The sequence below is a fragment of the Pseudomonas sp. genome (assembly GCF_051660785.1).
Taxonomy (GTDB): Bacteria; Pseudomonadota; Gammaproteobacteria; order Pseudomonadales; family Pseudomonadaceae; genus Aquipseudomonas.
In genome coordinates this window covers 110,112-134,595 of sequence record NZ_JBOFQE010000006.1, presented here as the reverse complement: position 1 = coordinate 134,595, position 24,484 = coordinate 110,112, and the positions used below count along the sequence as shown (strand labels likewise).

At 57.3% G+C, this 24,484-nt stretch carries 19 protein-coding genes and 1 tRNA gene; 12 read left to right on the top strand and 8 right to left on the bottom strand.

Annotated elements, in window-relative coordinates:
• Positions 1-2: 2 nt before the first annotated feature.
• Positions 3-773 (bottom strand): tRNA (cytosine(32)/uridine(32)-2'-O)-methyltransferase TrmJ, encoded by a 771-nt coding sequence (gene trmJ / locus ACRC4F_RS01950; RefSeq protein WP_438657844.1) that lies wholly within the window; start codon positions 771-773, stop codon positions 3-5.
• Positions 774-919: 146 nt separating this feature from the next.
• Here trmJ and suhB point away from each other — a divergent pair, with 146 nt between their 5' ends.
• Positions 920-1,738 carry a type III secretion system regulator SuhB gene (suhB, locus tag ACRC4F_RS01945; protein ID WP_008014726.1) on the top strand — a complete coding sequence of 273 codons (819 nt, stop codon included), beginning with the start codon at positions 920-922 and terminating at the stop codon, positions 1,736-1,738.
• Positions 1,739-1,989: 251 nt separating this feature from the next.
• On the opposite strand, the gene ACRC4F_RS01940 is transcribed toward suhB, so the two are convergent.
• From ACRC4F_RS01940 to queA, 6 genes are all read right to left on the bottom strand, one after another.
• The gene (locus ACRC4F_RS01940) at positions 1,990-2,538 is read right to left on the bottom strand and encodes a glycine zipper 2TM domain-containing protein (RefSeq protein ID WP_010457893.1); all 549 of its coding nucleotides are present in this window, start codon (positions 2,536-2,538) and stop codon (positions 1,990-1,992) included.
• Positions 2,539-2,658: 120 nt separating this feature from the next.
• Positions 2,659-3,573, bottom strand: a complete 915-nt coding sequence (gene secF, locus ACRC4F_RS01935) for a protein translocase subunit SecF (RefSeq protein WP_438657843.1) — start codon at positions 3,571-3,573, stop codon at positions 2,659-2,661.
• A gap of 9 nt (positions 3,574-3,582) precedes the next feature.
• Positions 3,583-5,451, bottom strand: coding sequence for a protein translocase subunit SecD (gene secD, locus ACRC4F_RS01930; RefSeq protein ID WP_438657842.1), 1,869 nt, complete (start codon positions 5,449-5,451; stop codon positions 3,583-3,585).
• 63 nt (positions 5,452-5,514) lie between these two features.
• The gene (gene yajC, locus ACRC4F_RS01925) at positions 5,515-5,853 is read right to left on the bottom strand and encodes a preprotein translocase subunit YajC (RefSeq protein WP_007916913.1); all 339 of its coding nucleotides are present in this window, start codon (positions 5,851-5,853) and stop codon (positions 5,515-5,517) included.
• Positions 5,854-5,896: 43 nt separating this feature from the next.
• Positions 5,897-7,012 carry a tRNA guanosine(34) transglycosylase Tgt gene (gene tgt / locus ACRC4F_RS01920; protein WP_162130724.1) on the bottom strand — a complete coding sequence of 372 codons (1,116 nt, stop codon included), beginning with the start codon at positions 7,010-7,012 and terminating at the stop codon, positions 5,897-5,899.
• Between the two features lie 14 nt (positions 7,013-7,026).
• Positions 7,027-8,076 carry a tRNA preQ1(34) S-adenosylmethionine ribosyltransferase-isomerase QueA gene (queA, locus tag ACRC4F_RS01915; RefSeq protein WP_438657841.1) on the bottom strand — a complete coding sequence of 350 codons (1,050 nt, stop codon included), beginning with the start codon at positions 8,074-8,076 and terminating at the stop codon, positions 7,027-7,029.
• A 107-nt stretch (positions 8,077-8,183) separates the two neighbouring features.
• On the opposite strand from queA, the gene ACRC4F_RS01910 reads away from it, so the two are divergent.
• The 10 genes from ACRC4F_RS01910 to ACRC4F_RS01865 all read left to right on the top strand — a co-directional run bounded on the left by ACRC4F_RS01910 (position 8,184) and on the right by ACRC4F_RS01865 (position 16,262).
• Positions 8,184-8,268, top strand: a tRNA-Leu gene (locus ACRC4F_RS01910).
• 209 nt (positions 8,269-8,477) lie between these two features.
• Entirely contained in the window at positions 8,478-9,686 is a 1,209-nt protein-coding gene (locus tag ACRC4F_RS01905) for a tyrosine-type recombinase/integrase (protein ID WP_438657840.1), read from the top strand.
• Between the two features lie 97 nt (positions 9,687-9,783).
• Positions 9,784-10,638: a DUF6387 family protein gene (locus ACRC4F_RS01900; RefSeq protein ID WP_438657839.1), complete on the top strand. Its 855-nt coding sequence runs from the start codon at positions 9,784-9,786 to the stop codon at positions 10,636-10,638.
• A gap of 96 nt (positions 10,639-10,734) precedes the next feature.
• Positions 10,735-10,944 (top strand): helix-turn-helix transcriptional regulator, encoded by a 210-nt coding sequence (locus ACRC4F_RS01895; protein WP_438657838.1) that lies wholly within the window; start codon positions 10,735-10,737, stop codon positions 10,942-10,944.
• 245 nt (positions 10,945-11,189) lie between these two features.
• Positions 11,190-11,426: a hypothetical protein gene (locus ACRC4F_RS01890; RefSeq protein ID WP_438657837.1), complete on the top strand. Its 237-nt coding sequence runs from the start codon at positions 11,190-11,192 to the stop codon at positions 11,424-11,426.
• 256 nt (positions 11,427-11,682) lie between these two features.
• Complete coding sequence (locus ACRC4F_RS01885; RefSeq protein ID WP_438657836.1) at positions 11,683-12,477, top strand: transporter; 795 nt, start codon at positions 11,683-11,685, stop codon at positions 12,475-12,477.
• Entirely contained in the window at positions 12,474-13,343 is an 870-nt protein-coding gene (locus ACRC4F_RS01880; RefSeq protein ID WP_438657835.1) for a helix-turn-helix domain-containing protein, read from the top strand. Before ACRC4F_RS01885 ends, ACRC4F_RS01880 begins: the two co-directional genes overlap by 4 nt.
• Positions 13,330-14,025, top strand: coding sequence for a hypothetical protein (locus ACRC4F_RS01875; protein ID WP_438657834.1), 696 nt, complete (start codon positions 13,330-13,332; stop codon positions 14,023-14,025). The genes ACRC4F_RS01880 and ACRC4F_RS01875 overlap by 14 nt, the downstream gene beginning before the upstream one ends.
• 82 nt (positions 14,026-14,107) lie before the next feature.
• Positions 14,108-15,421, top strand: coding sequence for a tyrosine-type recombinase/integrase (locus ACRC4F_RS01870; protein WP_438657833.1), 1,314 nt, complete (start codon positions 14,108-14,110; stop codon positions 15,419-15,421).
• Between the two features lie 253 nt (positions 15,422-15,674).
• Positions 15,675-16,262: a terminase small subunit gene (locus tag ACRC4F_RS01865; protein WP_438657832.1), complete on the top strand. Its 588-nt coding sequence runs from the start codon at positions 15,675-15,677 to the stop codon at positions 16,260-16,262.
• Positions 16,263-16,856: 594 nt separating this feature from the next.
• Here the strand turns inward: ACRC4F_RS01865 and ACRC4F_RS01860 are convergent.
• Positions 16,857-20,414 (bottom strand): hypothetical protein, encoded by a 3,558-nt coding sequence (locus tag ACRC4F_RS01860; RefSeq protein WP_438657831.1) that lies wholly within the window; start codon positions 20,412-20,414, stop codon positions 16,857-16,859.
• A gap of 863 nt (positions 20,415-21,277) precedes the next feature.
• Here ACRC4F_RS01860 and ACRC4F_RS01855 point away from each other — a divergent pair.
• A complete protein-coding gene (locus ACRC4F_RS01855) occupies positions 21,278-24,445 on the top strand; it encodes a hypothetical protein (protein ID WP_438657830.1) in 3,168 nt (1,055 codons plus the stop codon).
• Positions 24,446-24,484: the final 39 nt, after the last annotated feature.

Sequence of the window (24,484 nt, the reverse complement as noted above, 5' to 3'; positions counted from 1 at the left end):
TTTTAATCCTTCCGCTTAAGAAGCTCGCCACGGGCCGCTTTCTGGGTTTCCGTGAGGATGCCACGCAATATATTCATTTCCGCCCGGCTGACCGAGCTTCGACCGTACAACCGGCGCAGGCGCGCCATCAAGTGCCGAGGCTTTTCCGGATCGAGGAATTCGATGGCCACCAGGGTTTGCTCCAGGTGTTCATAGAATCGCTCGAGCTCATCCATGGTCGCCAGTTCACCACTCTTGGTGGACGCCACTTCATCCTTCTCGACCTTGCTCGGCTGGCCTTGGGCCGCGAGCCAGGACATGCGCACTTCATAGCTCAACACCTGCACCGCCGCCCCAAGGTTCAGCGAACTGAACTCAGGGTCTGATGGGATGTGCACGTGATAATGACATCGCTGCAGCTCTTCATTGGTCAGGCCGGAATCTTCACGACCAAAGACTAAGGCGATCTCGGCACCCGACGCGGCTTCCTCGACCACCTTCACACCGCACTCGCGGGGATCAAGCAACGGCCAGGGAATACGGCGGTCGCGGGCGCTGGTGCCGAGCACCAGATTGCAGCCGATCAAGGCATCTTCCAAGGTGGCGACGACTTGCGCGTTTTCAAGGATATCCCCGGCGCCGGAGGCACGAGCATCGGCCTCGTGGTGCGGGAACAGCCGCGGTTCGACCAGCACCAGCCGCGACAGGCCCATGTTCTTCATGGCACGCGCAGCCCCGCCGATATTGCCGGGGTGGCTGGTATTGACCAGGACGACACGAATGTTATGCAGCAAGGGAGGCGCTCTCGAACACAGAAATGGGGAGCAGAATCTTACAGCTCAACCTACCGTTAAGCTACGAAAGCGAACACCGACCTTCACCTGTAGAAAAGTTCTGATAGAATGCCCGGCTTTCTTTAACAACCTTAGGTGACACATCCATGCAGCCCATGCTGAATATCGCGCTGCGCGCCGCCCGCAGCGCCAGTGAATTGATCTTCCGCTCCATCGAGCGCCTGGATACCATCAAGGTCGACGAAAAAGACGCCAAGGATTACGTATCCGAGGTGGATCGCGCCGCTGAACAGAAAATCATCGACGCGCTGCGCAAGGCTTACCCGAACCACTCGATCATGGGTGAAGAAACCGGCATGCACGCCGGCACCGGGATCGAAGGCGAAGAATACCTGTGGATCATTGATCCGCTGGACGGCACCACCAACTTCCTGCGCGGCATTCCTCACTTCGCTGTCAGCATCGCCTGCAAATACCGCGGTCGCCTGGAGCACGCTGTTGTTCTGGACCCGGTTCGCCAGGAAGAATTCACCGCCAGCCGTGGTCGCGGCGCTCAACTGAACGGTCGCCGCCTGCGCGTCAGCGGTCGCACCAGCCTGGACGGCGCCCTGCTGGGTACCGGCTTCCCGTTCCGTGACGACCAGATGGACAACCTCGACAACTACCTGGGCATGTTCCGCGCCCTGGTGGGCCAGACCGCCGGTATCCGCCGCGCAGGTTCGGCGAGCCTGGACCTGGCCTACGTGGCTGCTGGTCGCTTCGACGCGTTCTGGGAGTCGGGCCTGTCCGAGTGGGACATGGCTGCAGGCGCCCTGCTGATCCAGGAAGCCGGCGGTTTGGTGAGCGACTTCACCGGCGGCCACGATTTCCTTGAGAAAGGTCACATCGTTGCCGGTAACACCAAGTGCTTCAAAGCAGTATTGACGGCCATTCAGCCGCACCTGCCGGCTTCGCTGAAGCGCTAAGCGAACGCCCACAAAAAAGCACCCTTCGGGGTGCTTTTTTTATGCCCAAAATCCACCCCCAAAAACACCGACGATCCCTGTGGGAGCGAGCCTGCTCGCGATGACTGAGCCACATTCAACATTGATGGAGGCTGACACACCGCTATCGCGAGCAGGCTCGTTCCCACAGGGGATTGGTGGTGAGGCATAAATTTCGGGCACAAAAAAAGCACCCCGCAGGGTGCTTCTTTTTGAATCTGAATGTCAGCTACTTAATGAGCCTGTTCGTTCTGCGACAGGACCAGCTTGCCTTCCTTGTCGACCGGAATCTGGTTGCCCGGATCACGGTCCATCCGCACTTTGCCTTCCTTGCCATCCAGCGAATAACGCACGTCGTAACCTACGACCTTGTCGCTGATGTCATTCACTGTGTTACAGCGAGTCTGCGTCGTGGTGTAAGTATCACGCTCCTGCATGCCTTCCTGAACCTTGTTGCCGGCATATCCGCCGCCAACCGCGCCTGCAACCGTGGCAATTTTCTTGCCGGTGCCGCCGCCGATCTGGTTACCCAGCAGACCGCCTGCCAGCGCACCCACCACCGTACCGGCGATCTGGTGTTGATCTTTCACCGGCGCCTGCCGGGTCACTGCTACATCCTTGCACACTTCACGTGGCGTCTTGATTTGTGTCTTGACCGGTTCAACGGCTAGCACTTGCGCATACTCAGGGCCGCTTTTAACCAGGCTGTAGGTGGCAACAGCACCCCCGGCAGTCACACCGACAGCACCCAATACCGCACCAACCAGCAACGACTTGTTCACATGAACCTCCTGACCATCACCCGCGGAACATGTCCGCGCTTCTCCCAGCCTTGGAGCATAAAAAAAGGCGCGAGTTCAACTCGCGCCTTTTCTGGCAGACAGCTGGAAAAGCGATGGCCGTTATGGACGGTCGTCGACTTCCTTGTCAGTGGCCACAGGAGCAATCAGGTCTTCGCTGCTCAGGTTCAGCCAGATCAGCACCACGTTCGCGATGTAGATCGACGAGTAAGTACCCGCCAGAACACCGATGAACAGGGCGATGGAGAAGCCGAACAGGTTGTCGCCACCGAAGAACAACAGGGCCGCGATCGCCAACAAGGTGGAGATCGACGTCGCCATGGTCCGCAGCAGGGTTTGCGTGGTCGAGATGTTGATGTTGTCGATCAAGGTCGCCTTGCGCAGCACACGGAAGTTCTCACGAACCCGGTCGAATACCACAATGGTGTCGTTGAGCGAGTAACCAATGATCGCCAATACCGCCGCCAGCACCGTCAGGTCGAAGGTGATCTGGAAGAACGACAGGATACCGATGGTCACGATTACGTCGTGGATCAGCGAAACGATGGCACCGACCGCGAACTTCCACTGAAAGCGGAAAGCCAGGTAGATCAGGATGCCGCCCAGCGCCATCAGCATGCCGAGGCCGCCCTGGTCGCGCAGCTCTTCACCCACCTGCGGGCCGACGAACTCGACGCGCTTGACCGTCGCCGGGTTGTCGCCGCCGACTTTCAGCAGCGCTTCCGCCACTTGATGACCCAACTGCGGATCTTCACCCGGCATGCGCACCAAGAGATCGGTAGTCGCACCGAAGCTCTGCACGATTGCCTCGTGGTAACCCGAAGTGGCCAGTTGCTCGCGCACCTTGGTGACATCGGCCGGACGCTCGTAGGTCAGCTCGATGAGCGTACCGCCGGTGAAGTCCAGGCCCCAGTTCATGCCCTTGGTGGCGACGCTGAACAAGGCCAGCACCGTGAGGAACAATGTGACGCCGAACGCAACGTTGCGAACGCCCATGAAGTTGATTGTACGTAACATGGCAGCCCCTTAAATCCACAACTTCTTGAAGTCACGACCGCCGAAGATCAGGTTGACCATCGCGCGGGTCACCATGATGGCCGTGAACATCGAGGTAAAGATCCCGAGGGACATGGTCACTGCGAAACCTTTGACCGGGCCTGTGCCCATCGCAAAGAGAATCCCGCCGACCAGCAATGTTGTCAGGTTGGCGTCGAGAATCGCAGTAAATGCCCGGCCGAAGCCTTCGTTGATTGCCCGTTGTACGGTCATGCCCGCCGCGATCTCTTCACGAATCCGCGAGAAGATCAGAACGTTGGCGTCGACCGCCATACCCATGGTCAATACGATACCGGCGATACCCGGCAGGGTCAGCGTTGCACCCAGCAGCGACATCAAGGCCAGCAGCAACACCATGTTCACCGCCAGCGCGACGGTGGCAATGATGCCGAAGAAGCGGTAGATGGCGATGATGAACAGCGAGACAAACAGCATGCCCCACAGCGATGCATCGATACCTTTGACGATGTTGTCCGCACCCAGGCTCGGGCCGATGGTGCGCTCTTCAGCGAAGTACATCGGAGCCGCCAGACCACCGGCACGCAACAGCAGCGCCAGTTCGGACGACTCGCCCTGACCGTTCAGGCCAGTGATGCGGAATTGAGCACCCAGCGGCGACTGAATGGTCGCGAGGCTGATGATCTTCTTCTCTTCTTTGAAGGTCTGGACCGCTACGTCTTTCTCGACGCCGTTAACCACTTGCTTGGTGTAAGTGGTGACTGGACGCTGCTCGATGAAGATCACCGCCATGCTGCGACCGACGTTGCTGCGGGTCGCACGACTCATCAGCTCGCCACCGTGGCCATCCAGACGGATATTCACTTCTGGCGTGCCGTGCTCGCCGAAACCAGCCTTGGCGTCGGTGACCTGGTCACCGGTGATGATCAGGCCACGCTCGATCTGTGCCGGCGGACGATTGCCTTCACGGAACTCGAAGCTTTCGGAAGTGGCTTTCGAAGCGCCAGGCTCAGCCGCCAGACGGAACTCAAGGTTGGCCGTCTTGCCGAGGATACGCTTGGCTTCTGCAGTGTCCTGCACGCCCGGCAGCTCAACCACGATGCGGTTGGCGCCCTGACGCTGGACGATCGGTTCGGCAACACCCAGCTCGTTGACGCGGTTACGTACCGTGGTCAAGTTCTGCTTGATGGAGTATTCGCGGATTTCCGCCAGCTTGGCCGGGGTCATCGCCAGACGCAGCACCGCCTGACCATTGAGGTCGGCCGGAACAATGTCGAAATCGTTGAAGTTCTTGCGGATCAGTGCACGGGCCTGTTCGCGGGAAGCTTCATCACTGAAACCCAGCTGAATGGCACCGCCCAGTTGCGGCAGGCTGCGATAGCGCAGTTTCTCTTTGCGCAACAGGCTCTTCACATCGCCTTCGTACACTTTCAAGCGTGCGTCGAGGGCTTTGTCCATGTCCACTTCAAGCAGGAAGTGCACACCACCGGACAAGTCCAGACCCAGCTTCATCGGGTGCGCGGCCAGGCTGCGCAGCCATTGCGGGGTGGTTTGCGCCAGGTTCAGTGCAACGACGTAGTCATCACCCAATGCCTTGCGCACGACGTCTTTGGCCGGCAGCTGGTCTTCAGCCTTGGTCAGACGAATCAGACCGCCCTTGCCATTCGCAGCCAGAGTGGCCGCCTTGACGTTGATCCCGGATTCCTTGAGCGCAGTGCTCACACGATCCAGATCAGCCTGATTGACTTGCAGCGCAGTGCTTGCACCGCTGACCTGAATGGCCGGGTCATCAGGATATAAATTGGGAGCGGAATAAATCAGACCGACCGCCAGCACCGCCAGGATCAGAATGTATTTCCACAGAGGGTATTTGTTCAGCATCACGCCGCCCGCTTATGACGCGGGGCGCCTTGCGCGCCCCGTCGATTGAGTAGAAGTTGAAACTTAGATCGCTTTCAGCGTGCCTTTTGGCAGCGTGGCGGCAATGGCGCCTTTCTGGAACTTCATTTCGACAGTGTCGGAAACTTCCAGAACAACGAAATCGTCCGCTACTTTAGTGATCTTGCCGGCGATGCCGCCGGTGGTCACAACTTCGTCGCCTTTCTGCAGGCTGCTCAGCAGGTTCTTCTGCTCTTTGGCGCGCTTGGCCTGTGGACGCCAGATCATCAGGTAGAAGATGACCAGGAAACCGACCAGGAAAATCCACTCAAAACCGCCGCCCATTGGGCCGGCAGCAGCCGGTGCAGCAGCGTCAGCCATGGCATTAGAGATAAAAAAGCTCATTTAGCACTCCAGTTGCAAATGTTGAATCTTGGGGTCAGAAAACTCAGTCCAAAGGCGGAACAGGTAACCCGCGTTTGGCGTAGAAGGCATCGACAAAGGCGGCCAATGTACCCTGTTGAATAGCCTCGCGCAAACCAGCCATAAGCACTTGATAATGACGCAAGTTATGGATGGTATTGAGCATGCTCCCCAGCATTTCGCCGCACTTGTCCAGGTGATGCAGATAAGCGCGGGAGAAGTTCTGGCAGGTATAGCAATCGCAGGTCGGATCGAGCGGCGAATCATCATGGCGATGGAACGCGTTACGGATCTTCAGCACGCCAGTATCAATGAACAGATGCCCATTGCGGGCATTACGGGTTGGCATCACGCAATCGAACATGTCCACACCGCGGCGCACACCCTCAACCAGATCTTCCGGTTTGCCAACGCCCATAAGGTAACGAGGTTTGTCAGCCGGCATCTGGCCCGGCAGGTAATCCAGCACCTTGATCATCTCGTGCTTGGGCTCGCCCACCGACAGACCGCCGATGGCCAGGCCATCAAAGCCGATCTTGTCGAGGCCTTCCAGGGAGCGCATACGCAGGTCCTGGTGCATGCCGCCCTGAACGATGCCGAACAGCGCCGCCGTGTTGTCGCCATGGGCTTCTTTCGAGCGCTTGGCCCAACGCAACGACAGCTCCATCGAAATACGCGCGACGTCTTCATCAGCCGGGTACGGCGTGCATTCGTCGAAAATCATCACGATGTCCGAGCCCAGATCACGCTGGACCTGCATCGACTCTTCCGGCCCCATGAACACTTTGGCGCCATCCACCGGAGAAGCGAAGGTCACGCCCTCCTCCTTGATCTTGCGCATCGCGCCCAGGCTGAACACCTGAAAACCACCGGAGTCGGTCAGAATCGGGCCTTTCCACTGCATGAAATCATGCAGGTCGCCGTGCTTCTTGATCACTTCAGTGCCAGGACGCAGCCACAAATGGAAGGTGTTGCCCAGAATGATTTCCGCGCCAGTCGCGGTGATATCCCGCGGCAGCATGCCTTTCACGGTGCCGTAAGTACCGACCGGCATGAACGCCGGGGTCTCGACAGTGCCGCGTGGAAAGGTCAAACGACCGCGACGAGCCTTGCCGTCAGTAGCAAGCAACTCAAACGACATACGACTTTGGCGACTCATTCTGTTTCCTCAGGGCCACGTGGTGCGGGATTACGGGTGATAAACATCGCATCACCGTAGCTGAAAAAGCGGTATTGATGCTCGACGGCGGCTTTATAAGCGGCCATGGCTTCGGGATAACCGGCGAACGCCGAAACCAGCATCAATAGCGTGGATTCGGGCAAATGAAAGTTGGTGACCAGGGCATCGACCACATGAAACGGCCGGCCCGGGTAGATAAAAATATCGGTGTCACCACTGAACGGCTTGAGCACGCCATCGCGCGCTGCACTTTCCAGGGACCGCACGCTGGTGGTCCCTACCGCAACCACACGACCACCGCGAGCGCGGCAAGACGCGACGGCATCGACCACGTCCTGACCGACTTCCAGCCATTCGCTGTGCATGTGGTGATCTTCGATCTTCTCGACCCGCACCGGCTGGAACGTACCCGCACCCACGTGCAAGGTCACAAACGCCGTCTCGACGCCCTTGGCGGCAATCGCCTCCATCAGCGGCTGATCGAAATGCAGCCCCGCCGTCGGCGCCGCCACCGCGCCCAGGCGCTCGGCGTACACCGTCTGATAACGCTCGCGGTCCGAGCCTTCATCCGGGCGGTCTATATAAGGAGGCAACGGCATGTGCCCGACGCGGTCGAGCAGCGGCAACACCTCTTCGGCAAACCCCAGCTCGAACAACGCATCGTGACGCGCCAGCATCTCGGCTTCGCCACCGCCGTCGATCAGGATCTTCGACCCCGGCTTCGGCGACTTGCTGGAGCGCACATGCGCCAGCACGCGATGACTGTCGAGCACCCGCTCCACCAGAATCTCCAGCTTGCCGCCGGAAGCCTTCTGGCCAAACAGCCGCGCCGGAATCACCCGGGTATTGTTGAACACCATCAAATCGCCCGGGCGCAAATGCTCAAGCAAATCAGTGAATTGACGGTGTGCCAGGGCGCCGCTGACCCCATCAAGGGTCAACAGGCGACTGTTGCGACGCTCGGCCAAAGGGTGGCGAGCAATCAGCGAATCAGGGAGTTCGAAAGTAAAGTCAGCAACGCGCATGATGGGGTTCGTCTAGCAGGGGCCGGAAGTCTAGCCGAAATAGTGAAAATTCTCTATGTACCTGATTGACCGACGGTAATCTCATCTCTATACTTCGCCGCCATTGAGCCCTGATGGCGGAATTGGTAGACGCGGCGGATTCAAAATCCGTTTTCGAAAGGAGTGGGAGTTCGAGTCTCCCTCGGGGCACCATGTACATATATCCAGCAGTCCCTACCAGACTCTGGAGAGCAGATAAACCGGCCCTAGCGCCGGTTTTTTTGTGCCTACAATTCCTGAGCACTTCCTTGTCAGCCCAGAAGTATGTGAGTAGATTCGTGAGTAGATTGAGTTTGGTCTAAAAATCTACTCACACAAGTCGGGTACTCATTCCCGCCAGCGCCGGCGCTGAGGGGGTTGCCATGGCACTTACCGATACAGCTGCTCGAACAGCTAAACCGCGAGAAAAGCTTTACCGCATGGCAGATGCCGCAGGCCTGTGCCTCGAAGTAACGCCTGGCGGATCAAAGCTATGGCGATACCGATATCGCTTCGGCGGCAAAGCCAAAATGATGGGGTTAGGTACTTACCCCACCGTAACCCTCGCGAAGGCCAGGGAGCGCCGCGAAGATGCCCGTCGCCTTCTGGCGGATGGCATAGACCCAACTGCTCACAAGCAAGCGGAAAAAGCTGCCCACGCCGCACTTGCCCACACCTTCGAGGATTTGGCACGTGAGTGGTATGCGTATAACGCACCACGCTGGGTCAGTTCGACAGCGGCCAAGGCGCTGCAATATCTGGAAGCAGATATCCTCCCTGTTATTGGCCAGCACCCGGTGCAAGAAGTCACTCGGCCTGAGTTGGTCGCCTTGGTGCGCAGGGTCGAAAAGCGCGGCGCGCTCAACGTCGCTGGAAAGATTCGCCAGTGGTTGAGTCAGATTTTTCGTTTTGGCCTCGCCAAGGGTTCCGTGGAGTCGAACCCCGCGACCGACTTGGACGTGGTTGCAGCAATCGCTCCCCGAACCAAAAATCATCCACACATACCCTTCTTGGAAATCCCCACTCTTCTGACCAAACTCGATGCCGCAAAATTCGATGTAATGACCCGGATCGCTGTGCGCTTGCTTCTGCTGACGGGCGTGCGCCCGGGAGAACTCCGCCACGCCCCTTGGAGCGAGATTGATTTGGAGTCAGCCACCTGGACGATACCGGCTGCCCGAATGAAGGCGCGTCGGCCTCATATCGTCCCACTCCCCCTTCAGGCGGTGGCCAATCTGTTGGAGCTCAAGGAAATAACCGGGAGTTACCCCATCGCATTCCCGGGTCGGAACAATCGGGAACGCCCTCAGTCCGAAAATACCGTTAATAAGGCACTGCACCAAATCGGCTATGAAGGTCGACAGACTGGACACGGATTTCGCCACCTGCTCAGTACCGAACTAAACAGCCGCGGGTACAACCGAGACTGGATCGAGCGCCAGTTGGCCCATGGCGACCAAGACGAGATCCGCGACACTTATAACCACGCCCACTACCTCGAGCAACGCCGTGAAATGATGCAAGCTTGGGCTGATTCGATAGAAGTTCTATGTGCTGAAGTAAACGTGGCGAATATCAAGCCCAAAACATGACTGCTCTGAATGGCCCTGCCCTAGACGGTGAAAAGAGGGCTTCCCAGCCGTGTGTCTTCCAACCAAGCCGATACGGAAGAGACTGAGAACCAAAAATATGGCCAAAATCTATCGAACTAAAGAATTGCCAGATTGGTTCAGTAACGATAACTACTCAGCGGCTAAAGACTTCGATGCTGCGGAGTGGTACAGACAGCTTCGTCAGCGAGAACACCTGATCTCCCTGTTGAAAACGAGCAAAGATGAGTCTCATGCGCGCGCCTATGAATGCGCCGAAGAGTTTTCTAGGATAATCAAATTTATAAGGGGAGTAGACGTTAGAAATGCTCGCATTCCCGCTTTTTTCGGTTTTGGTGGATACGCGGAGTTTCTGGCTGCAAATAAGCGTGGAGTCAATCTCATGACATTTAGAGATTTGTATGACCACGCGAAGAAACAACCGGGCTACGAACAGGATCCAGAAAAGTGGTTCGTAGCTATGAGCAAATTCCTTTCTGACAACCTGCCAACCAGCATGAATGCGGATCCTCCGTTGCTGATCACCGGGTGGATGCAGAATAGCTATGAACGATTTGTACCGCTCCTCGTTGATCAATCGATACCCGACGCTCAATTGATAGTGGATTTTACGGCAAAACTTCCTGAGATTCGGGCCGCAAACAACCGTTATCTGATGGAAAAACAGTTTTACAGACCCAATCTGAAAAGCTGGGCGCGCTACGGCATTTTGCAATACCTTGATTTGTGGATCTGGCAAATGGAAACAGGTGCCAAAATTCCTCGCGGCCTAATGGCCCTTGCTGTCAGCGATCACCGTGGCGCTGACGGTCTTCGGTCAACAATAAAATGGGCCAAAGAATCGCTGGGGAACGGCTTAGGCGCTCTTCTTGCGCTAGCCGCCACAGAGGCCTGCGCCAGCAAATTGAAATCTGGACAATTGAGCGAGCATTAATTTTTCGGCAATTTTCGACCACCGAAACTTGCCACGTAAAAAAAAGTAACGTGTGCAATCGTAGCCATGCCCAGCTCACTTCAGGAGGTGCTAGGAATGGCTACTCAAGAACCCCGTCGTTTAATCCGTATCAAAGAAGTCCTGTCCATCACATCGTTGAGCCAGTCGGAGCTCTATCGCCGAATCAAGACCGGCACCTTCCCAGCTCAGGTAAAACTGGCGCCAGGCCATTCGGTGTGGGTGCAGTCCGAGGTCGACTCATGGGTGGCCGAGCGCATTGCCGAATCTCGTACGGAGGTGGCGTGATGATCAGTTGGCCGAACTCTCGCATCCTTGTGCGTCACTCTTGTGCCTGCTCTACACGGAACACAATCGATGGAGCAATACCACTGGTACTGAAGCGCAAAACATGCACACCGGCAATCAACGCTCGATATGGGATTCCACACCTTCAACTGACGTCGGCCACTGGTAATCCGCCAACCTCAGCGCCGTCATACCATTCCCTGGAAAGAATATGGGCATCACCCTCCAGCCGAGGATCGCTCACGATGTTATTCCCCCACTACCAAATTCCGCCCTTGAATACGGATGAAGCCGCCCTACTCCGCGCCAAGGCGCTTCGCGCTCTGCGCGGCGACGAGTCTGTATTCATCCGCCTCGCGCGCTACAACCGCCATATCGCAACAGCCCGCCTGCTGGAGGCGAAATCAGCATCCGGTCAACCTCTCGAAATACCGGAATACTCTCCTCCCTCATCCAATCTGGATCTTGGAGGGACGATCTGATGCGCTCCCTTCGACACTCAACACATGACCAGCAACTTGGGCAGTGCCTCGACAACACTAGGCGCTTACTCCAGATCCACGGTCGCAACACCAGCATTTTTCGATCGGCACTGCCCCATTAAGTAAAGGGCTTAATCATGACGACTTTCCAACGCTGCCCAATGGCGGTGACACCGAAGGCTTGCCCGAAATTTGAGAAATCGATTCTGGATCGTGCCTGGACAGACTTGTCGGAAAAATACTCGAGGGCTGCCAAATGACCAGTGTGCCGTTCAAGGGCGGCGATGCCGTCACCATGATCAGTCTGGAGCTGGTCGACTTCATCAACAGCCACCGCGCCGAGGGTGCGCCCGCTTTGGCGCACAGCGACTTTCTCAAAAAGGTACCCAGAGTTCTAAAAAAAGATGCCGGGAAGTTTTCCCACACCTATATCGACTCAATGAACCGCCAGCAAAAGTGCTACCGCTTCCCGAAACGCGAATCCTGTCTCATGGCCATGTCGTACAGCTACGATCTACAGGCGGCTGTGTTTGACCACATGACCGAACAGGAACTGCGATTGGCGCAACGGGCCGCTTTCCCTATCCCGCAGACTCGCGCGGACGCGTTGCGCCTGGCGGCCGACCTCGACGAACACAACGCCAGACTCGTGCTGGAGAACCGGGCCCTCCGACTGAGACTTGAACATCCCGAGCCGACTTTCCAGGCAGGGCTGACGCCTGTGCAGTTCTGCCGCACCCTAAACGGGGTCAACAGTCAGAAAATCAATCATTTCCTGCTCGAGTCCGGCTGGATCTACAACGCCGAAACTGATCCAGATCGATCGCCGAAATACCGGACCCGAAGTCGTGCCCGCGATAAATATCTGGCCGAAGATGTTCGCTGCATTTCCCGGCCTGGACAGAAGTCTATCCAGACCTACTTGTTGACGCTGTTGCTGGCGGGTTCCATACGATTGCAGGAGTGGTACCTGGAGCAAAAGCTCCCGATGAAGTCCAGTTGGGATGGCTCGCTGATACAGCGTCGGATCAGCCGGGAGGATCTTCAATGAGCACGATGATCATGAGTGCCTGCTGGCCATTGCAGGGCATGAGTGCGACGCAAAAGGCCGTGCTGATATCCCTGGCAGACAACGCCAATGACGAAGGAGTCTGCTGGCCCTCAGTCCCCAAGATCGCCATGCGCACCTGCCTGTCAGAACGGGCTGTACAGGTCAGCATCAGGTGGCTGTGTTCAACCGGGATTATGTCCACGGCCGAGCGCGTGGGTCGCTCTACGCTCTACACCCTGACCCCCGCAGCCTATGCACCCCCGCAGCAACCGCGCCCCGCAAATGATGCACCGCATATCCCGCAGGAGCAGCACCCCTCCCCCGCACAGCCTGCACCCGCCCCCCGCAGCAGCTGCACCCAGAACCGTAATAGAACCTACAAAGATCCGTCAGCAGAACCATCTTCTTTTTTGTCGGCCCCGATCGGGCAGTCCATCGTCGTGGCCGGTAAACAAGTTTCCGTAAAGCAGCTGAAGGCACAGGAAGATGACGATCGCAAACTGGCCTGCCGAAACATCTGGCTGGCGTACTCGACCGCCTATTTCGACCGCTATCAGACCGAGCCCGTTCGAAATCAAAAAGTGAATGCGCAAGTCAACGACCTGCTCAAGCGTTTGGGAAAAATCGAGGCACCGCGAGTGGCCGCCTATTTCGTCGGCATCAACGATTCATATCTGATCCGTGAATGCCATGCCTTCGGCGCGCTGCTGGCCAAGGCCGAAGCGTTCCGTACGCAATGGGCGACCAACGCCCAAGTCAATTCCGTCACGGCGCGACAGATCGAGAACACCCAAGCCAACCTGAACACCGCCGAACAGGCCAAGGCCATGATCCGCAAGGAGGGTTCAAAAAATGCTTTCCTCTGACGAAAAATCCCAACTGGTCGACGCGTTGTGCGTCACCGCTGAAGCCATGGGCACCACCCTGAGTGCCGGCGCCGCGAAAATGATGGTCGATGATCTGGCCAGGTTTCAGGTAAGCGATCTGGTGACGGCTTTGCGCGCGTGCCGACATGAGGTGAGCGGCCGCCTGACCCTGGCAGCGATCATGCAGCGAGTGCAGACCGCCGACGGTCGACCAGGTAAGGATGAAGCCTGGTCGATTGCGCTCGCTGCCATGGATCAGTTCGATACCGTCGTCATGACCGAAGAAATCTCCTTGGCCATGTCCGCAGCCCAGTCACTGCTGAACATTGGCGACAAGGTCGGGGCACGCATGGCCTTCATCTCGGCGTATGAGCGCCTGGTAAACGTTGCTCGCCTGCAATCCACGCCCGCCCAGTGGCGTGTATCGATGGGCTTTGACCCTCAACGCCGGGTCATGGCCATCGATCACGCCGTCCTGATGAAGCGGTTGTCTGCGGACGTGGCCAATCAAAGCCTGATCAGTTTGGCCTGTGCACCGCTGACCGAGAATGCCAAAGCGATTGCCGGCCTGATCACCGGTGAGCTTACCGCTCCCTCGCCAGAAGTCAGGGCTCGATTGCGCCGTATCCGCACCGCGATGCTGCGCCAACGTGAGCATCGGGAAAAAGAACGGCTCGCGTAGCTGCAGGCCGCTCGCAACCTGCTGGCAGAGCGGGTGAATGACCAACTCTCCAAGGCCGCCCAACTGCAGCAGGAGCGCCTCCATGACTGACGTATCTGCACCGAGCGAAACGCTGCACGTGCTGCTGACCGACGCCGCCATTCGTCAATACGCGGCAACACCGGTCCGTCAGTTGCGCGACCCGCGTTTCCCCGCCTTGCGCTTTCGTTACTCCTCCACCAATCGGGCCAAAGGCTCGTGGTTTGTCGTGGTCGGTGACAAATGGGGCAAGGCCGGCAACTACCCGGATATCAACGCAAAGGCCATGCAAGCCACGCTGCCGGCGATTCTGCTGCGCCGGGCTGCCGAGCCGGGTGCACGGTCGACGGTCAACAGCTGGCAAACGGTCGGTGATCTGCTGACGTGGTACCTGGATCGCATGAGCCGCGATCACGGTTTATCGGCCAAGCGCAAAGCCAGTGCCAGGTCGGCCGTCCGCTGCCAATTACAACCCCGACTGAACGCCTTGTCGCTGACCGGCCTGGACCGCGCCTCCCTGGACCAGATGTTGCTGTGGCCCATGCAGGAACGGTACGCCCTGTCGTTTGTTCGCTCGGTTTACGGCGTGTTGACCGTGGCCTTCCGCCAAGCCGCGCGACTCGGCCTGATCGTGGTCAATCCCATGGCCAGTTTGAAGTTCAACGATTTTGTGCAGACGCGGATAAAACCCAAGCCGGCCCATTTGCGCGCCGAAGACCTGGAAGAGGTGCTGGCAAACCTCGGCGCTGAATTCGCAAATGCGACCGCCGGCTGCATGTTGGTATTGATGATGCTTTGCCATGGCACCCGTCTGGGTGAAACCCGGGTGGCGCGCTGGAAGTACATCAACCTGACCCGCCGCCAATGGTTCATCCCCGCCGACGAGACCAAGACCAAGCGCGAACTCACTCTGCCCCTGACCGATCAGGTGTGCACGCTGCTGCTGCGTTATCGCGAGCACCAGACGGCCCGCGGCTACGTCGGCGCCTACCTGTTTCCCGGCCAGACACGCCACCCCTTGAGTGCGAACCAGGCCAGCCAGGTGTTTGTCCGTTTGAGTCAGGGCAGTTGGACCAGCCACGACCTGCGCAAGGTCGCCCGCACCGCCTGGATGGACTTGGGCGTGGACTACCTGGTGGGCGAGATGCTGGTCAACCATGCGATGAACACCCTGACCGCCACCTACATCCACACCAGCGCCGACACGCTGAAACGCAAGGCGTTGGAGGATTGGCATGCGTGGCTGGATCAACGAGGGTTTGCGGCGCTGCATACCGGGACAGGACCGGGACAGGCTACGTCGACAACCGTGCTGCACGCCCCTGCGCACAAGGCTCTCGGTCAATCCCAGGATCCATTGCCGAGGAGGATGTTTTGACGTTAGACGAACGACCTCATCTCTTTCGTTTATCACGCCTTTTGATGCCAGCGAGTGACGGTGGATGCCGATGTTCTGACCGGAAAACCTCACGGTGCATCCCGAGCAGGGACGGCAAAAGAGTAGAGATTAATCGAACGTCTCAAGAGGCCGCAAAGGCCAACCCGGTCGGAGTCGGACCACCCAATCTGAAAAGGTACTCCTGGCCCCCACCCCCAATGCGGGTAATTCGAGCCCCGACGTCGAACGATGTATGAGTTTTTTTGACGAATCCCGGTTCCGCTTTTATTTATGTATCTTTGAGGTAGTTATGGCGAATCAAAAAGAGCTTGCCCAACACCTGGACTTGACCGATCGGCAAGTTCGCTACTTGCTTGCAGACGGTATCCTGCCCACCTCGCGGGGCAATGGCGGTTTAAATCTTCAGCACTGTCGTCTGGCTTATTTTCGTTACTTAAGAGGACTCAACAGCGGCCAAGTCAAAGCGGAAGCGGGTCATCTGGTTGAAGACGGTATCGACCCCTTGGTCGAATACCACCTCATGATTGAGAAGGTCAGGTTAACAACGGCGCAGGCCGTCGCTCAGGAGAAAAAGAATGAGGTTATGGAGCAGCAATTGATACCCGTGGAGATTGCCACCTTCGTCTTGAGCAAAGTCGCTTCGCATATCGCTTCGGTGCTTGACACCGTGCCGCAAAAACTCCGACGTAAACATCCCGAGATGGACCCCAGGCACCTTGAGTCGCTGGAGCGCGAAATTGCAGTGGCACGCAACCTGGCTGCAGAGGTCGGCGAGAAAGTACCGGAGTTTTTGGACGAGTACTTTGAGAAATATGTCTGAGGCATCCATTCAGTGGTAGGCCAGTTGCCACGTTCGGCTCGGCGCGGCAGCTCTTTTAAAGTCAATTGTTTCCGGCGCGGTTGACCTTTCCTGGTGCCAGCTGAAATCCTGTTTGTCCAAACACATGACTGCCCTTCTCCCCCAGATCTTCCGAATTGACTCCGCGTCCCATCACAGCGTACTTAACGCTTGGGGCTCATAGGTCTTCAGTATCGAGCCTGAGCAGGTCCAAAACGGAGTTTGATAATGGATGTAGACAAGATTCAACAGCAACCATCCGAGTAGCAATCGTACTTAGCGGCCACTGCCCGGCTTAATCGTTAGCGTGCAAGAAGCTGAACCCGGTCGTTTGTGGACTCGCTCTGAAGTGCTCACCCGCCCTTGCCCCGTGCCAAGGTAACCTCGCGTCTGTGCCTGGTATTTCCGCTGCATTCCGCTTGGAGTCCCGACGAGCGGGTGCCACACCTACCAAGGCCTCACGCTCCTCTACACCGGCATTTCTCCTCGCCATCCTCCTACCAACGGCCCCCTCCCAAGCAAAGCCTGCTTCATCTCGTTCGATACCACTTCCGTGGCAACGCGGAGGGCTCTGCGTCAGTCCACCTGGGTCGAAGGTGGTAGCCAAACTTCAATCACACCTTTCTGACCCTTCAAGCCGTCGGCCAGGGGGGCGACAATCCATGATTTCGCAGCGTCGATGGATTTCAGTTGGTCGGCACAGTCCTTTGAGGCTTGATCGTGGTAGACCACGGTCGGGCTCGGATAAGGAGCCGGTGCCCGGCGGCTCGCCCGACGTGCGCTGTCCACGACATCTTCCACGGGTGGTACCGACGCACCAAAACTTCGCCAAGGCTCACGCAGGGACCTGGCGAAATCCCGTAGTTCCGGGCCATAGATTTGCAGATACACCGTCTTGCCCTTACAAGTGGTTGATGTGTCCAGGACAGCAGGGGGTTCAGTCGCCGCGGTATTGCCGTCCTGAGCCGTGCTTTCAGACGGTGCGGGCGATGACGGTTCCGGAACGGATGCAGGTGCTGGTGCTGGTGCTGGTGCTGGTGAGGATGACGCCTGCTCGGATTCGCCCTGATCAACATAGTTACGCGTAGGCGCCCAACAGTTTGCTGAGGCCAAGGTTGCAGGCGAGTAATCACGAATCCAGTACTGCGGCTCGCACTTGATCCTTGGCTCATCCTGCAGACACGCTGACAGCGAGAAATCATCCAGCAGTACTGTACAGGATGGGTGCGCAGACACCGACTGCCTGCATGCATCCTTAGTCCGACCAACCATCAACTTCATCAACGGGGATTGCCGAAACGCGTCGAGGTTGTAGGCCGTACATGCCTTGTCGCCAACACGTAACAAGGCCGTCGCCATTTCTCCCAAAGGGTCATTGCTCGAAGTGGTCGCGGGACGCCCGGGCGGAGGTAGCTTGCCAAAGATATCGGTGAGCTCCTTCAGCGCACCTGGCTCAATCTTCTGCTGGTCTACTCGATGCGTGAACTCGGAGTTGATGGCCTGCCAGCCGGCCAATCCGATGGAAGCAATAGCGCCCAGGCTGATGGAGGCCGAGACCGCACCTGTCGACGCAATCCGCGAAGAGAGTCGTTTGGAGGAAAACCGCAGCACCATGGCACCGTCGCTTTCCTTGAACAGGATGGCGCCGTCATCATTGACGAAATAATTCCTGGCGAACGCCCGCATATCCTGCAGTTGCTCCAGATCGATGTAGCGCCCCAGGGATTGTCCAAGCTGGAAATAGCTCTCCCATTGCGCCTCACTGAAAGACTGATCGGTGGTCGGTTCCTGGGGAAACAGCGGGTTGTCGGACTTGAAATTGACCAGGTCTACCGGAGCGCCATTACTCATGTTCGGCTTGACGATGATCATGTGACCGGAACATCCGCTGCGACGATAGTCGACTCGGGCCAACGCCAGGCATGCCTCACTGTCCGGCGATGCCAACTCATTGAGCGAGCCGAAAACCGCAGGCAAGTCCCGATCCGGTTGCCGGGGGCGCAAAAAGGTAATCTCGGCCTGTAAATCAATACGCGCCTTGCGCACCAGGTTTTCCAGATCGCCAAAGGCATAGCGTGGATCCGCACCACAGTCGGCGACCACTATGACCTCGCACTCTTCGCGCAACAGCGCATAGGCCGCGGTGTTTTCAAAGTGTCCACCGTCACTCAGAAACCAGTCCTGACGCCGGTCACCATCGAAACGTCCACGCAACTCGCTCAACAGTTGGCCATATTTGCCAATACGTTCTGCCGGTGGCTGACCGCCCATGCCATGGCTATCCCACCAGTAACCCAGACGAATGCCGGACATCATCAACAAGGCCGCGATGCCGGAACGAGTCGACTTGCCAAGCCCGGGAGCGACGGCCGCACCGGAAATGGCCACCCACGCCCCCAGGCTCAATGACTGCGTCTGACTTCCTGGGTGCCAGGTATCACTGCAGTGCAACAGGCACCCGCCGGGACCGACGGTCAATAGCGAACCTTTCCTGTCCTGATTGAACAGCCCTCCCATCGGATCTTCGGTCTGGTTGACGCACACATTGATCAGGTGCACTGGCCCACCGCCTTTATGGGGCTGGTAAGCGACCATGCTCAGGTCATCGCCATCATCCACTTGCGTGACCCGCAACGGCAGGGACTGACTATTGGCGGGTGCGACACAGGACATGGGCGAAGAGGTTCCCGGTTGGAACCTGTGAGGGTTGGCCGCCCCCAGATAGCTGCGTATCAAACGAGCACGATAAAACGCATAGAGCGAAGAGCGGTTGAGAAAATCGCGATTGGCGGCTGAAACCAACACCATCAATAGCGGAGGAATGGTCAGCCAAGCCAGGTATTGCCACGCCAACGAAAAATGCAGCGCCCCCAGGGACGAGTCGAACAGCACGCTCGTGGTTGCCCGATGCAGCACACTGATCCAGAACACCAGAAAGACACCGGCAAGGGCAACCCCCAACACATTGATCACCTCCATGACCACCCGCCGGGTTCCCGGAACTAGGCTTTTTGGAAGATCGGCAATCATTGGCATGGCGGCCCTCAACCCGACGGCAATCAGGGCCAATACTCCGCCTAATTGACCTTGCGATGTGGTGTTCGAGTTGGTTAGGGACCAGGCCAGATAATCGACCATGCCGAGCGCAACTAATGCCAGGGCGATCTTCATGGCGACCGCCAGCGCTTGCGTAAGGCCGTTGCGGGTGCGGTCCGGATCCTTCTCGGACTTGATGCTCAGACACATCGCAAAGAGGATGCCCAGAACCCAGGCGCCCATCAAGGCCAATGCCACCGCGACCAAAGCCGTAGGAAGCTCCAGGGTACCTGTCCAAAGCGGCATGACGTCGTTCAGCACACTCGTTGAATGGCGAAGCAAAATCACGATGCCAACACTTGCCATCAGCGCCGTCACCAGGCGCTGCAGACCCAGTCTCTGCCCTTTGCGAGTGGGCAACGCCCAATAAGTACAAGAAAGAACTGCCCCGATCCAGGCCACGGGCACCAACCCGATCCACAGTGTCGGCCAACTGGAAAAGAAGCCGATCAAGTCCCTATCGAGCCATGCCACAGGCGCGCAACCACCCCCGGGGGTAAGGCAGTCGACCCACTGCCAGACAGCAAGATCCAAGCTGACTAGAAAGCCGCCGAGGATGATAGCCAGAAACGCCAACTCGACATGCACGCCCAACAGGTTTCGACCGAAGTTTGCGGAGGCGAACAGAATGTCCTTAAGCCCCCTAGGAATCAGGTAACGTCCATTGGCCCGTAGCCAGACCGCAAACCAGCGCGTCTGCGCCTGGCCCAGCTCTCGCTCCAGCCTAAGTGGATCCGGGGCACCGGACTGCCCTTCGTTATGGAACAACTTGCCGATGGTCGAACCGATATAACCACCACCGGAGACGGTTGACATCAGGTCGAAACGATGCAGCAGTTCCTTCTCCGCCAGCGCCTTGATCAAGCCAAAACAGAAGGTGGCGCTACGAATCCCGCCTCCTGACAACGCTAAACCCCAAGGGCGATCCGATAGCGTCTTTTGTACATCCAGGGGCAGTTTTTCGCGCCGGGCTTGATACAGGGTCTTGAGATCCACTTGCGTGGTGTTTTTATGCGAGGACGTAGTGTCAGTCGTCATATTCTCATTCCTTGCCTGAAGGCGTGGGTAAGCCAAGACCTATCCGAGAACGATGGACGAGCACTCAACTATTGATTCGCAGAGCCCGACCAACTTATTTAAAACTACTTAAGCCTTACCCTCGAAGCCCAACTAACAAACACAAAACACCTCAGCACCTCGATTAATCAAACAAAAACTACACACAATAAAAAACACAACGTCGCCAACAATTACTCGACGCGAATTTCCGGCAATAAAATTCTTTAACGGTTGACCTGACGATAGCTCAACCACTCACAAATTGATAAATCCGTTAAAAACCTTATCGAATAGTTAAAATAACCAAACGCTATAATAGACTCCTGACGCGGAGAACGATAAAAAAAACCATTGACCGGCAAAACCAACCCCGCCACCCCCTGTCCATTTAGGATTGCCCCCCTGCCGTTGGTTAACAATTCAGCGTGCTGATTTTTAGGCCTTCATGTTCCACCAATCTGTATCCAGGCGCCCCAACATTACATAACATATACAATACCCACACTTTTTTACTGCTGCTCTACCAGCCGAGCTAGCACGTCCATACTACATTTTTCCTCCACCCTAAGCATTTTGTAACAGCCATGAAACAGCACATAACCAGCCAGCACTCTGCAACTAAGAACTTGCGCCATCCGTTCATCTACTCAGGTTGCGCAGTCGAGATATCACACCCTTACTGTTAATTGCACGGTGGTTTCAGCGTTCGGCGCACCTGTACAAACTGCCGCGCAGCAAGATACGTGGATTTCGACTCTCTACACGACAACGGGGAATCGATACGGCAGTCGCGTTCTACCATCACGTTTGGGAAGCACGCGCCGTGTCTGCCGGAGAATGCCATGAATCCGTTCGCAATCTGGATCCTGCTCGTAGCACTGTGGGCCTTGTGTCACTTCTGGCTGGTACCGCTGAGCAAAAATCGCTGGAAGGCGGTCGATCTTCGAGAAAAGATGGCGCGCGCCGGCAGCCTGGTGGTGCTGGAGCGAGTCCGGGATCTCAGCGCGATTGGCGCCATTGTGCTGGCCGCCGTGATCCTGTTGGTTTGGGTTTGCGGTTTTTTTGCCACAAGCAACAGCGTCTTCCCTCAAGCCACCGTTCACGCAGCCCAATCGATGTATGACGTCACCAAGGACATCAGTAGCCGATATGGCACTACCCTGGGACTACTCGGACTACTGGGCGCTGGTATATCGCTGTACTTCGCCGCGCGCCAAGCCCGTGCACGGGTAGCTCATGCTTGGAACACCAAGGCCCAGGAACTGCATGACAGAATCATCGAAGACCCTTCCTTTCTCGAAGCTGCCCGGACTGATCCGGACCTCAACCCGACAGTTGAAAGTCTGGATGCGCTGGTTGAACGCCTGATCGCCCATGACAACGGTACAAAAGATTCCGTGCTGTCCCACGAGGAACTGGAACAAACGCAAAACAGCGTCTCGCACTTGCTGTACATCCTTGCCATCGAATGGGCGCGCAAGGATCTGAAATTCGAAGACGCCGTGGCCACTCCCACTGAGCAGGAAGCACAGAAGCCTCCAAGTCGATGGCAGCGGTTGATGCGTATGCTGTCCAGTGATCGCTTGGGCAAGGATCTGGGCCTGATCAGGAAACCGCTGTCTTACGCCACCACCGCGTTACTTGTTCTTTCCCTGATTGGCTGGAGCGCAGAACCGCTGGCCAACAGCATGCAGTTGATGGTCAACAACCTTCAAATGAACATCTCCGATCAACAGGCACAGCGCGAGATCGAGCAGGCACTCTCCGCACTGCCTCCGGAACCCTCCGCGACTGAAGCCGAGCCCGCAGAGCGCAGCTCTGCTCTCCCCACGATCCAGGTTGCCACCCGGCTTTTCGTCAGGGCAGCCCTCAGTGAAATGACGAAAAGTGCAGCGCTGGAACAATGGGTACAGGTCAAAAGCGGGAGCCGCAGCGAGTCAGAGTTTGTCCGTGCAGCCCTGAACGATCAGCATATTGAGGTACGCACCCCTGCTGATACTGCGGCGAAAGTCCGCAAGGAAGTCGCCGCTACATTGGGTGAAGCTGTCGAGAACAAGGCCGGCATCGCCGCTGCACAACACCAGCTTGAGGACGCACTGGAGCCCTCTGTCCGTCGGCTGAAACAGGAGAAGCCTGACCTTTTTGCAAAATTGACCGCCACCCTAGAGCGACGCTACAGCACACCGCTTGCGCCGTTGGACGCACAAGGGAAGTTGATTGCCCAAGTGCTGGATGAAGCTTTTGGGGCAATTGACGTCAAACCGCCAACGGAACTGGGCAAGCAAGCCCAGAAATTGGTCAAAGATGTAGGCAAGGACGCGATCAAGACCTGGACCCAGACCTGGGCAAAAAACTGGATGACCGAAGCGCTCGTAGGCGGTGCACGACCCAGTGTCCGGGCAGTGACAGCCCGTCAGGCGTCCCTTGATGCAACGGACGATTCCCGCCGTCTGGTCAAGTCATTCATGGCCGCCGAGGGCCAGGGTTGGACTTCAAATGCCGCAGCCCTGCGCGAAACAAAAATCGCCAGCGCGGTCAGTACCAAAGTTGCCCAGCTTCATGGCAAGGAAATGCAGCAGGCGTTGCACGAGCGCTTGGGCGGTTATAACCAATTGTTTCCCAGTAACTCGGTGGACTCTTCTCCGGCCTCCGGTCTTGGCGGCAATGCCACACCCACCGCAGAACGCGCGTTCAATCGATCCCGAGCCACCAACTTCAAACTGGCCTCCGTCAGTTCTCGCGTACGTGGAGTATTGATCGGACAGGACACCCAACCTGCCGGGATAGACGTCACTCAGATTCGCTGGGCCATTCTGGCCGCCCCGGACAGCAATACCAGCACCAAGCTCACGCTGGAGATCATGGTCGACGATCAATGGCGTAACCTTGGCACCTACGACGGCGCCATCGTCAATCAGTCCCTGCGTTATGCATCAGATGGGCGAGTGGTGGCCGTAACGATTGCACCGGGGGACGGAAAACTGATTGGTCGCGTGACGTACACACATCCGGTACTCACTGACACTCCGCTGGGCTGCAGAGTCGTAGAGGCGGATCGACTGATCGATACCTTCAGCTTCTCTGACACTCACTCAAGCGGCATGGTGAACCTGTCATCGGATCGGCTACAGACCAGTCGTTGGATGAGCGTCGTGCGTCTGACGGAAGCCTTGGCAACGCTTGATCCGACTGAGACTTGTCCCACAGCACTGCTTGCAAAAGTGTTGTCAGAAAATGAGGTCGAGTTAGCTCCATTCAGCGCCGCTTTGGGTAAATCCCTTGAGGACTTCACAACGCAACAAGAACAGAAGGTACCTGGCTCCGGTCACATCCTCAGCGCCGCACAATCCTGCATGAAGGCCACCAACAATGATCAGCTGACGACCTGTTTATGCGACAAGGCCAAGGGGATCGGTTTGCCAGATCAATACTGGTTTCCTGAAGATCACACCTCACAGTTCCGCGAACGCTACGTAGCCGCAGGACCCGATTGGGCCTGGATGAAACCGTCCCCGGATCACTTGGGGAATATCGACCTATGGGTACACACCACGTTTTCACTGCGCAACGCTCAGGACTCCGAGGGTGTAATAAATGAGTCGACTTCCACCGCCTTGGGCTTTCCTGCGCAGGAGCTCAAGCAGCTACGCGAAGAAGTGTCGAATCGACTACCTGGTTATTTGAAGACGCAATTAAAAAGCCCTACGTACGGCGAGTTCATGACTCCACTGGAGGACTTCGTGCTACTGCAGCGCTTCTTTCGTACAGCCCTTGCCGGTGGTCTTGGCCAGGACTTCCCGGTGATGCAGCTGATAAACCTTGAGCGGGCAACGCGCGAGTACGTTCCTTACCAGCCGACTATCCGCTGGGAAGAAGTCCCCAACGCCAAACTGACTGAGGTCCTACAACAGGCTGACCCCGAGGCCCGGCAAGAATATCAGCGCTGGTACGAAGACCGAATTTTACGCGAAACAACCCAGCGGCCCGTGTGTGCTCGCGTGTCGAAGTAAAACAAGGTTCTGCATTTCGCCCATAGGGGCGGACGCCAC

Excerpts from the sequence above, each read along its gene's own strand:
- suhB (WP_008014726.1), top strand. The coding sequence starts at position 920 with ATGCAGCCCATGCTGAATATCGCGCTGCGCGCCGCCCGCAGCGCCAGT.
- secD (WP_438657842.1), bottom strand. The coding sequence starts at position 5,451 with ATGCTGAACAAATACCCTCTGTGGAAATACATTCTGATCCTGGCGGTG.
- queA (WP_438657841.1), bottom strand. The coding sequence starts at position 8,076 with ATGCGCGTTGCTGACTTTACTTTCGAACTCCCTGATTCGCTGATTGCT.
- ACRC4F_RS01885 (WP_438657836.1), top strand. The coding sequence starts at position 11,683 with ATGACCAGTGTGCCGTTCAAGGGCGGCGATGCCGTCACCATGATCAGT.
- ACRC4F_RS01855 (WP_438657830.1), top strand. The coding sequence starts at position 21,278 with ATGAATCCGTTCGCAATCTGGATCCTGCTCGTAGCACTGTGGGCCTTG.
- ACRC4F_RS01900 (WP_438657839.1), top strand. The coding sequence starts at position 9,784 with ATGGCCAAAATCTATCGAACTAAAGAATTGCCAGATTGGTTCAGTAAC.
- ACRC4F_RS01905 (WP_438657840.1), top strand. The coding sequence starts at position 8,478 with ATGGCACTTACCGATACAGCTGCTCGAACAGCTAAACCGCGAGAAAAG.
- secF (WP_438657843.1), bottom strand. The coding sequence starts at position 3,573 with ATGTTACGTACAATCAACTTCATGGGCGTTCGCAACGTTGCGTTCGGC.
- ACRC4F_RS01895 (WP_438657838.1), top strand. The coding sequence starts at position 10,735 with ATGGCTACTCAAGAACCCCGTCGTTTAATCCGTATCAAAGAAGTCCTG.
- ACRC4F_RS01860 (WP_438657831.1), bottom strand. The coding sequence starts at position 20,414 with ATGACGACTGACACTACGTCCTCGCATAAAAACACCACGCAAGTGGAT.
- ACRC4F_RS01890 (WP_438657837.1), top strand. The coding sequence starts at position 11,190 with ATGTTATTCCCCCACTACCAAATTCCGCCCTTGAATACGGATGAAGCC.
- ACRC4F_RS01880 (WP_438657835.1), top strand. The coding sequence starts at position 12,474 with ATGAGCACGATGATCATGAGTGCCTGCTGGCCATTGCAGGGCATGAGT.
- tgt (WP_162130724.1), bottom strand. The coding sequence starts at position 7,012 with ATGTCGTTTGAGTTGCTTGCTACTGACGGCAAGGCTCGTCGCGGTCGT.
- ACRC4F_RS01865 (WP_438657832.1), top strand. The coding sequence starts at position 15,675 with ATGAGTTTTTTTGACGAATCCCGGTTCCGCTTTTATTTATGTATCTTT.
- yajC (WP_007916913.1), bottom strand. The coding sequence starts at position 5,853 with ATGAGCTTTTTTATCTCTAATGCCATGGCTGACGCTGCTGCACCGGCT.
- ACRC4F_RS01870 (WP_438657833.1), top strand. The coding sequence starts at position 14,108 with ATGACTGACGTATCTGCACCGAGCGAAACGCTGCACGTGCTGCTGACC.
- ACRC4F_RS01875 (WP_438657834.1), top strand. The coding sequence starts at position 13,330 with ATGCTTTCCTCTGACGAAAAATCCCAACTGGTCGACGCGTTGTGCGTC.